Genomic DNA, 10,256 nt, shown 5'->3' on the forward strand with positions numbered 1-10,256 from the left:
GTTGTTGCCACTGAAACAGTTGCGCCGGTACAGCCGAACCGTTAGCGTCGGCGACATGGTCATTCGCCTCGCCAATCTCAATAACGCCAACCGCAACAATCTGCGCGCGAATAATCGTGCGCGGCCGATGCGGGTCTGCGACTAGGCGACGTCCACCAAACGCCCAGGAACCAGAAAAACCCGCATCGGCCGATGCGGGTTTTTTTTTATGGGTGTCGATCCGTGCAGCACGCTCTTACCGGCCGCCAATCCACGCAGTTCTTCAGGAGTGTTTCCATGTGTTCCATCTTCGGTATTTTCGGCCTGCAACCCGGTGACGACCTGCAGGCGCTGCGCCGGCAGGCGCTGGAATGTTCGCAGCGGCAGCGTCATCGCGGGCCCGACTGGAGCGGCGTCTACGTCGATACCGGCGCCATCCTGGTGCACGAGCGCCTGGCCATTGTCGATCCGGCCGGCGGCTCGCAACCGTTGCTCTCCGAAGACGGGCAGCTCGCCTTGGCGGTCAATGGCGAGATCTACAACCATCGCGAACTCAAGGCGGAGCTGCTGCAGCCGTACGCGTTCCAGACCGGCTCCGACTGCGAGGTGATCAATGCGCTGTATCGCGAAGATACGCCGGCCTCGTATCTCAACCGCCTCAACGGCATCTTTGCATTCGCGCTGTGGGACAAGACGGAAGGTCGCGTCATCATCGCGCGCGACCCGATCGGTGTGGTGCCGCTGTACTGGGGGCATGACCGCGAAGGCCGTTTGCGTGTGGCCTCGGAACTGAAATCGCTGGTGGACGATTGCGCCGATGCGGCGCAGTTTCCGCCGGGCCATTGGTACGACAGCGCCACCGGCGCACTGAACCGTTACTACGAGCGCGCCTGGCGCCAATACGGCGCGGTGGAAGGTGTACAGGTGCAACTGCAGGAATTGCGCGAAGCCTTCGAGCGCGCCGTGCACCGTCAGCTCATGACCGACGTGCCGTACGGCGTGTTGCTGTCCGGTGGCCTGGATTCGTCGTTGGTCGCCGCGGTCGCCGCGCGCTACGCCCGTCACCGCATCGAAGAAAACGACACCACCGAAGCTTGGTGGCCGCGCCTGCATTCGTTCGCGATCGGCTTGAAGGGCTCGCCAGATCTGGCCGCGGCCGAAGTGGCCGCCGCAGCGCTCGGCACGGTGCATCACGGTTTCGAATACACCTTCGACGAAGGCCTGGATGCATTGCCCGACGTCATTCGCCACATCGAAACCTATGACGTCACCACCATTCGCGCCTCCACACCGATGTTCTTGCTGGCGCGGCGGATCAAGGCAATGGGCGTCAAGATGGTGCTTTCCGGCGAAGGCAGCGATGAGATCTTCGGCGGCTACCTGTATTTCCATAAGGCACCGGATGCGCGCGAATTCCACGAAGAGCTGGTACGCAAGCTCGACGCGCTCAACAACTACGACTGCCTGCGCGCGAACAAGTCGATGATGGCCTGGGGCGTAGAGCCACGTGTGCCGTTCCTGGACCGCGAATTCCTGGATGTGGCGATGCGCATGGATGCCAGGTTCAAGATGATCGACAAGACCAGCAGCGGGGCGACGCGCATGGAGAAGGGCGTACTGCGCGAGGCATTCGCCGGCTATCTGCCCGAATCGATCCTGTGGCGTCAGAAAGAGCAATTTAGCGACGGCGTGGGGTATGGCTGGATCGACGGGCTAAAGGCGCATGCGCAGGCGCAGGTGAGCGACCGCGAACTCGCCGCCGCCGACCGACGCTACCCGGTCAACCCGCCGCAGACCAAAGAAGCGTATTTCTATCGCAGCTTGTTCGAGCAGTTTTTCCCCGGCCAGGCGGCGGCGGAAACCGTGCCGGGCGGCAAGTCGATTGCCTGTTCGTCGCCAACGGCGATTGCCTGGGACGCGAGTTTTGCCGCGATGGCCGACCCATCGGGCCGCGCGATTGCCGGAGTGCACGCGCAGGCGCTGGTTTCGTAAGGCTGCTGTCACTGCCGCGGCCGGCGTGCATCGCTGCACGGCCGGCCGCGGTGTTGACCGGCGCGTCTTATTGCTCGTGACGCACGCAATACCCATAGCGCTGCGGATCGATATCCACACCGGCCATGTCGGCCTGGTTATTGCGCCATAGGTTCGGCTTGAAGTCGGCCGCCGTGCAGTTGGCCGCGCGGTCCACGCCGATGGTGTAGGTAAACGGCGTGTTGGCGAAACGGTTGTTCTCGAAGATGTTGTCCTGGCTCATGCTGTTGTCCCAGCACAAGATTTCCGGTGTGCGATAACGAATCGCGCAGGCCAGAAACACGCCGGCCACCTTGTTGCCGTCGAATTGATTGTTGCTGAAGCGATTGCGCCGCGCATCGGAGAGATAGATGCCCTGGCTGCCGTTGCGCTCGAAACGGTTGTTGCGGATCTCGCTGTCTTCCAGGTGCTCGGTGGTCAGGCCGGCGGCCACGTTGTCGTGGATGTAGTTGTTGACCATCGTGACCTTGGCGGTGCGGTTGAACGAGACGCCGTCCCAGATTGCGCCGGATACATCGTTGTTTTCGATGGTGATCTCGCGGGTGTCGTACTCGCTCAACAGGCACGCGCTGCGGCACTTGTTGACCTGCAGGCCTGCAAGCCGGATGCCTTGTCCGGACCGCACCACCACCGCGCTGTTGCTCAGGTAGGGGCGCTCGGGCATGAACTCCTTATCGCCTGTGCTCGCTACGATCTGCATGTCTTCGATGCTGACGTTGCGGATCACACCGGTGGGCTGCTGGTTTTCGTAGTCGCCGACCACCAGCACCGGCTGCTGCACACCGTCGGCCATGCGCACGATGGTGCTGGGGCCCTGGCCGCGCAGAGTGAAATTGCCGCGATGGATCGATACCAAGCCATTGAGCGGGAACTCGCCTTTCTCCAGGCAAAGTACCGTGGGCTTGTCGCTTTGCGGCAGTTTGTCGATGGCTTTCTGCAGGTCCTGGCCAGGACGTACCTTGGCGGTGCATGCAGCCACTGGCGCATCCGGCGGGCCGGATTTGGCTGGCGCCGCGGCCGAGCAGGCAGTGGCAAACATCAGTGGCAACAGGGCGGAAACGGAGCGGGCAAGCAAAGGCATGCGGATTCCGGTCAGTGGGGGGAGGAGGGCGATGTGCGGAGCAAGACTCCACATTCGCGACGGACTCTAGTGTGTCCCACCGGACGTTAAGTTCCAGCCCATGCGCAGCCGCGCGATTCGGCGCAGGTTCATTACGCTGCTGCAGTCGAGGCTGTTTTGCCCACTGCGAGAGGTCGCTCCGCTGACCTGCATCACATTGCAAGCGGAACGCCGTGCAGTCCGCGTCCGACTTGCCTTGCACTGCACGGGGGCGCAGTTTCAAGCCACGACTTGCGCCCGTTTACAGCTGTTTTGCACATGCAATCGGTAGAGCGGGCCAGGCACGCTCTATCCTTCAACAGAGAGAAACACGTGTTTTGAGCAGGTGGCAACCGCAGGCACGATGCGCTGTTTGCGTTGCCATCGCCGCTGGCTGGTGGCGTGCACATATTCGCTGCGCACTCGTCAGAAGCTGTAAGCAAGCTGCGCGTAAATGCGACGCGGCTCGCCGGGAAAGTGTCCGGCGCGCGTATTGAACCCGCTCACCGCATAGACCTTGTCGAACAGGTTCTTGACGTTGATTTGCAGTTTCCACGCGTCCCACTGCGTCTGCCAGCTGATGTCGTAAATGGCATACGGTTTGACGCGTTGGCCATCCAGGCTGACGCGTTCGCCCACGTAGTCGGCACCGAAGGCGATCGCCGAGCGCCACATCGGCAGGTCGTAGCGCGTCCACAGGCCGAAGGTGTTGCGCGGTGCATTGGCGAAGCGATCGCCAGAGGCATTGGTGATGCCATTGGTGCCTGCATCGAGCACGCGTGCATCGTTGTAGGCATAAGTGAGATTGAGCACCCAGCGCTCGGTCAGGTCGGCCAGCAGATCCACTTCCAGGCCTTCACTGCGCACCAGGCCAAGCGCAGAGAGCTGATTGACCCCATCGACGATGCTGCCGTTCGCCTGCACGATGTTGCTGCGTTCGATGCGATACAGCGCCGTGTTGAGGGTCAGCCCACCGTCGTTGAGCGCAGTCTTCAGGCCGACTTCCCATTGCGTGCTGCGTTCCGGGTCGAACGGGCCGCCCACGCTGCTGTCCTGATTGGCGGCATCCTGCGGCAGAAAACCGCTGGCGTAACTTGCGTAAGCGTTGACGCCCTCGCGCAACACGACGGTGCTGCCGACGCGCCAACTCAGGTCGTTACCGGTCACGCGCGAGCCATCTAGCAGGTTGTCGTCCTTGAAGCCGTCCCAGCGCAGCCCGGCCATGGCATACCAGCGCGGCGTCAGCGTGAGTTCGTCCTGCAGATATGCGCCGTAGCGTTGACTGCGCGTGCTGGTGGCGCGCCAGGGCAGGGCATCCAAACCGTAATCGTAGAAGCCGCTGCGGCCGTATACCGGATTGAACAAATCGATGCCAGGCACCGGGCCACGCACGCGTCCGGTGTCGGCGGTGTTGGCGGTTTGCGCGCGGAAATCCGCGTCCAGCCGGTAGTAGTCCGCGCCCATCAGCAGCTTGTGCTCGATCGCAGCGGTGCTGGTGCGGAACACCGCATTGACGTTGCTGGAGATCGCATCGTTGTCGCGGTATTGATTGCGCAACTGCCGGGTCATCCACTCGGTAGTGCCGTCGCGATCGCGGTCGATCAAGCCCATCGGCTCGTGATAGATCTGATGCTCTTGGTTCTTGAACCAGCGCAGCGCCATGTCCACCTCCCACGCGCTGGACGGCGCAAACCGGTACTGCGCAAATGCCACCTTGGCGCGCATGTCCAGAAAGTCGGTAGGTTCGTTGTGGTTCCAGCGCCGGTCGGTGAGGAAGTTGCCGTCGTTATCGACCGGCACGCCGCGCAGGCGGTTGCCGCCCAGGTTCTGGGTGATGTCGGTGTATTGCAGGGTGAGCTCGCCGGTGTCGCCGAGATCGAAGGCCACCGACGCATCGCCGATCTGGCTCTGGCTGTCGGTATTCCAACGAAACCCGTCTTCGCCATCGGCATAGGCGCCGATGCGGTAACGGATGCGGCCGTCTTCGCGCGCAGGGCCGGTGGCCTCGAACGAGGCTGCACCGAAGGATTGATTGCCCAGCTGCAGTTCGATGCGGCGCGCCGCCTGATGACCGGGCTTGCGCGTGACATAGTTGATCACACCCCCGGGTTCGCCACCGCCGTACAGCGCACCGGCCGGGCCCTTGAGCACCTCGACGCGTTCGATGTTGAACAGCTGCGGCACCGAGAACCCGGCATACGGGTCGCCGCGTAGGCCGTCGTACAGCACGTTTTCCTGGCGGAAACCGCGCAAGGTCACACCGGCATAGCTGAAGAAGCTGATGCCGCTGATGCTGCGGTACAGATCGGTGATCTGCCGCGCGGCCTGGTCGTCGATCAACTCGCGCGGCAGCACCTGCACCGACTGCGGCACCAGCGCCAGCGGGGTATCGGTGCGCGTGGCAACAGCGGCGTCTTCGGACTTGTAGAGCGTCTGCGCACGGCCGATGACATCAACGCCATCCAGCTCTGTCACGGCTGGCGTGGTGGTGTGTTGAGCGAGGGCGGGCAGGGTGTGCAGAGCGAGCGCAGCGGCGAGCGCGGTGACAAGAAGCGTGGGGCGCATTGGTCACTAATGAGAATGGTTATCAAATGCATCTTAGCATGATGTGCTTGCTTGATCACGGAGCTCGCCGAGGTGCCGGGGGCCATGCTTGGTGGAGGATGCATGCGCGCGTGTGCGCGTGCGCGGATCCATACATCCGAGATGCGAAAGATGCAGAACGCGCAAATGCACAAGGCATGCGTGCACGGCTTCCCTTCCCCCGCCGGGACATCGTCCCCTTCATTGAGTAGCAGGTGCCCGAAGGGCGGATGAAGGCGGGTGCGAAGCCTGATGGGCGCGCGCGAAGGGTCACATTGCGCACTAATCAGTAGTGCGTGATGCCCGTAACCTCACCCCCAAGGGGAGGGGCGCTTTGTGGAGCAGCGATGCTCGAACGCCTTGGTCCTTGTTCGCTGGACGCTGCGCAACAGCGTTTCCGCCCGCTTTTACTGCGGACGCAGTTGCAGCGTGTAACGCGTGGCAGTGGGCAAAAATGGTGTGGGTCTGCCATGCACCCAATCGTCGTGCCCCGCGCCCCAGAACGGCGAAAGCGGGTGGCCGCTCTGGCCGCCGGGCATGTGCACGATGCCGTCCTGCTCGTGGCCGGGCGAAACCACCATGCGCTCGGAGGCGCCAAAGGCCGGGCCTTGCACGCGCGGCATGTCGCGGTCGCCCGGCAGTTGATCGGGCGGCATGCAGAGCCAGCGCTTGGCCAGGGCGGGCAGTGCACGCGCAATGGGGTGGCAGATGGAGGCGGTGTTGCGCTGGCCCCAGGTGTGCTGGCCGCGCGGTTCGCTTTGCGCGTCTTCAGCAATCACGTCTGACTGCGCTCTGCGCACGGCATCGTCGAGCAACTGCTCCCAACTTGCGACGGCGGGCGACAACAGGTGGGCCGGGCGCTGTTGCAGCAACGGCCAGACGATGCCCTCCAGTTGCGCGCGACGTGGCGGCAGGAACTCCGCGCCAAGTGCGGCTTTTGCCGGTGCCAGCAGGCCGGCTTCCACCGCCTCGATGGTCTTGCTGCGAAATTGGCGCACGATGCGATAGCTGGCCGAGTCAGTCGATGCGCGCCCATCCCAGTGGCGCGTGGCGTGTGCAACCTGTTGCAGCGCCGGATCCTTGCTGTGCTCGACCACGCTACGCAGCAGTTGCCACCAGCGCGTGAGCAGCACGGCGCGATCGTCGAGCTGGATGGCGAGCAGATCGCGTTCGTTGAAGCGCTGCTTTGCGAAAAGATCCTCGCGAATCTGCTGCGCACGCGCGCCAAGGTCGTAACCTGCGTTGCCAAGCGTGGCCAGTTGTTGCGCATCGACGATACGGTTGTTGGCGGTCCAGAGCCGGTGCGACGGCGGATCGATCAACGCAGGCGCAGCATCGCTGCGCAGCGACCATGGCAGGCAGGTGCCCGACATCGAAGGCGTTGCAGCCGTCTCTGCAGGTGCGCTGGATGCTGCCTCAGGTGCGGGCGTCGATGTCGCCAATTCGGCAATCCCGCTCGGGCCGCACCCGGCATTGCGCGCGGGGCGCGCGCCGATCAGGCGCCAGGCGATGCGCCCGCTGCGATCGGCAAGCAGCAGGTTCTGCGCCGGAATGCCGGAGCGGTCGGCCACCGCAAACGCCGCCTGCAGATCGCCCGCCGTGCTCATCTGGGCGAAGTCCAACCGGATCGCACCGGGCAACTGCGCCGCCCAGCGCAATGCCAGCGCGCTGCCGTCGGCGTTGACGTGCAATACCGGTCCCCACGTCGCTTCACGGACCTCGAACTGCACCGGCGCTGCGCCCGCCACGCGGATGGTTTCCACGTGCCTGGTCAGTGCCTGTGGGTGACCCGGTGTAGGTGCGGGAATGCGCGCGAAATCCGCAGTGTCGATGTAACTGTTGGTAAATGCCCAAGCCACATGCCCGTTGCTGCCCACGACCACCGCCGGCAGACCCGGCAGGGTGAATCCGGTGACATCCACCTTGCCCTCGGGCGCATTGCTGTCTGCATAGCGCATGCGTGCGCGGAACCAGATATTGGGCGCGCGCAGGCCCAGGTGCATGTCGTCGGCAACGATGGCGCGGCCGTCGGCGGTGAGGCTGCCGTCTACCGCGAAGTTGTTGCTGCCCGGCGTCGGCGTTTCCGCGTGTGGCGCGGCAGGCAGATGCGGTAGACGCCGTAGGTCCAGCGTGGCCGCATCCGGCACGCTGGCATCGCCTTGTGGCGGCCCGAACATCGGCGCGTCCCAACTGGAGCCCTGATGGTCGAACAGTGCCGCCAGCGCAGGGGGTACCACGGCACGGATGCGCGCAGCGGCCAGCTCGGTCTGGTTGTCGCTGTCCTGCAGGTCTGCGTACATCGCAAGGCCGGTGAGGATGGAGTCGTCCAGCGTCCACGCACGCGGTGTCTGGCGCAGCAGCAGATAGGGCCAGGGCCGTACGCGCAGTGCTGCCAGTCCTGCATTGACGCCATCGGTATACGCTTGCAATGCGGCGCGCTGACTGCCGGTGGCGATATCCAGGCTGGCCTGCACGCGCGCGCGCAGGCGATGCACGCGGTTGCGCTTGTCCAGGCCCACGGCCTCGGCGCCAAACAGCTCGGACAACTCGCCGGCCGGTGCGCGGCGCATCAGATCCATCTCGAAATAGCGTTCCTGCGCATGCACGTAGCCGAGCGCACGCATCGCATCGAGCTGGTTTGCTGCATCGATGGTGACCACGCCCAGCCGGTCGCGCTGCACGCTGACCGGCGCAGCCAGGCCGCTGAGCGCGCTGTCGCCGTCCAACTGCGGCAGGCTGCCGCGCATCAACAGATACAGCCCCAGGCTGGCCGCCAGGACCAGCAACCCGATTCCCAGCAGCAGCCGGCCCAGCCATTGACGCATTGTCGGTTCCTTGGAGCCCGGTGAAAGTGTGGCCGGCGGACATGACCGTAGCGGGTCTGGCCGCAAGCGCAACTGAAAGTGATTCCGATTAGATCATTGCCCGGCGGCTTAGGGCACCATGCGCGCATTGCGTCGCTGGAGCACACCATGAAAGGCCATCCCGAAGTCGTCGATTACCTCAAGCAGCTGCTGCGCGGCGAATTGGCGGCCCGCGATCAATATTTCCTGCATTCGCGCCGGTACGAGGATCAGGGCCTGATGGCGCTGTACGAGCGCATCAACCATGAAATGGAAGAGGAAACCGAGCACGCCGACGCGCTGCTGCGGCGCATCCTGTTCCTGGAAGGCGACCCGGACATGCGCCCGGCCGAATTCACCCCCGGCAAGACCGTGGTCGAAATGCTGGAGCGCGACCTGGTTGTCGAGTACGAAGTGCGCGCTGCGCTCGCTGCCGGCATGAAGCTGTGCGAAGAGCATGGCGACTATGTCAGCCGCGACGTGCTGCTCAAGCAGCTGCAGGACACCGAAGAAGATCATGCATGGTGGCTGGAGCAGCAGCTTGGCCTGATCAAGCGCATCGGGCTGGAGCTGTACCAGACCTCGAAGATCGATAAGGGCGATGTCGCCGGTTGAGCCGGCAACGACGCTGCGCAGTCGCCTGGCTGGCTGACGCAGCGTGAACCGGCTCGGCATGGAATATGCGTGCCTGGCCATTCCCGACGATGGTCTGTGCGACCTGCCTGCCGCTCCTGCAGCCGGCTGCAGGAGTGGGTTTTGACGTGTTTGCTGCAGGCCTGCCACATGGGGCAATGCCGCGTTGTCCTGATCGGCCAGCGGCGCTCGCCGCATGCACGCCATGCAATTGCGACGTGATGGCGTGCCGGGTTCGACGGCCGTTTCAGCGGCGTTGCAGGCGATAGACGGCAGTCGACAACCCAGTGACACCTTCATCGCGGAAGCGTGGTTCCTGATCGAGGATGTCGCGCCGTTCCAACTGGTCCACCTGCCAGGCAGCATCGAAAAGTGCATGCACGTGCGTTGCGTCCACCGAGAACGGTGGGCCGGCCTTTTCTGCCTGCGGATATTCCAGGGTGATCAGCAGGCCGCGGCAGTGTGTGGGCAACTGCGCGTAGACCGTTTGCAGGTAACGCAGGCGCAGGTCGGCCGGTAGCGCGACCAATGCGGCACGGTCGTAGACGGCCGTGCAGTCGGCCAGCACGCTGGCGTCCAGCGCGAATGCATCGCCGCAGATGATCTCGATCGGGCCGGCAATGAAGTGCTCCCCTGCAGCGCTGGTGTGACGTTGCGGTTGAAGGCCTGCTTCATCGAAGAATTGCGTCACCGCCAGCTGCGACAGCTCCACGCCAAGCACGCGATGGCCTTGCGCCGCCAGCCAGTGCATGTCCAGCGTCTTGCCGCACAGGGGTACCAACACGCGCGACTCCTCTGGCAAATCCAGCGCGTGCCAGTGCTTTTGCAGCAGCGGCAACACCTCTTGCTGATGAAAGCCGGTGTGTCCCAGCTGCCAACGTTCCAACCAGAAGTTCGTGTCCATGCGTTGCCTTGTCAGTGGCTGCCTCCACTGTGGTCATGTGAGAGTGGGGTGTGGTGCGTTCTGAAGCGGTGCGCAGCGTTGGCAGGGCGTCGCGATGGCATCGTTGTGCCTGGAAGAGCGAATACTTGAAGCCAGTGCCTCAGCAGTTTTATTGCCTCTGCCCGCCTCAGCAGCCTGAGGCGAG

General features: G+C 64.0%; 6 protein-coding genes. 2 read left to right on the top strand and 4 right to left on the bottom strand.

The window, feature by feature from the left end:
• The first annotated feature begins 276 nt into the window (after positions 1–276).
• The gene (asnB, locus tag J7360_RS18650; RefSeq protein ID WP_007966648.1) at positions 277–1,971 is read left to right on the top strand and encodes an asparagine synthase B; all 1,695 of its coding nucleotides are present in this window, start codon (positions 277–279) and stop codon (positions 1,969–1,971) included.
• Positions 1,972–2,038: 67 nt separating this feature from the next.
• On the opposite strand, the gene hpaM is transcribed toward asnB, so the two are convergent.
• The 3 genes from hpaM to J7360_RS18665 form a co-directional block, all read right to left on the bottom strand.
• Positions 2,039–3,091 carry a type III secretion-associated outer membrane-bound protein HpaM gene (gene hpaM, locus J7360_RS18655; protein ID WP_033481302.1) on the bottom strand — a complete coding sequence of 351 codons (1,053 nt, stop codon included), beginning with the start codon at positions 3,089–3,091 and terminating at the stop codon, positions 2,039–2,041.
• A 444-nt stretch (positions 3,092–3,535) separates the two neighbouring features.
• A complete protein-coding gene (locus tag J7360_RS18660; RefSeq protein WP_007971775.1) occupies positions 3,536–5,674 on the bottom strand; it encodes a TonB-dependent receptor in 2,139 nt (712 codons plus the stop codon).
• 425 nt (positions 5,675–6,099) lie between these two features.
• The gene (locus tag J7360_RS18665; RefSeq protein ID WP_057661960.1) at positions 6,100–8,517 is read right to left on the bottom strand and encodes a penicillin acylase family protein; all 2,418 of its coding nucleotides are present in this window, start codon (positions 8,515–8,517) and stop codon (positions 6,100–6,102) included.
• Between the two features lie 147 nt (positions 8,518–8,664).
• On the opposite strand from J7360_RS18665, the gene bfr reads away from it, so the two are divergent.
• Positions 8,665–9,150: a bacterioferritin gene (gene bfr, locus J7360_RS18670; protein ID WP_007966656.1), complete on the top strand. Its 486-nt coding sequence runs from the start codon at positions 8,665–8,667 to the stop codon at positions 9,148–9,150.
• A 265-nt stretch (positions 9,151–9,415) separates the two neighbouring features.
• Here bfr and J7360_RS18675 read toward each other — a convergent pair whose 3' ends face one another.
• A complete protein-coding gene (locus J7360_RS18675) occupies positions 9,416–10,072 on the bottom strand; it encodes a thiopurine S-methyltransferase (protein WP_057661957.1) in 657 nt (218 codons plus the stop codon).
• Positions 10,073–10,256 lie beyond the last annotated feature (184 nt).

Source organism: Xanthomonas sp. D-99, assembly GCF_017746145.1.
In the GTDB taxonomy this organism is placed as follows: Bacteria; Pseudomonadota; Gammaproteobacteria; order Xanthomonadales; family Xanthomonadaceae; genus Xanthomonas; species Xanthomonas cissicola.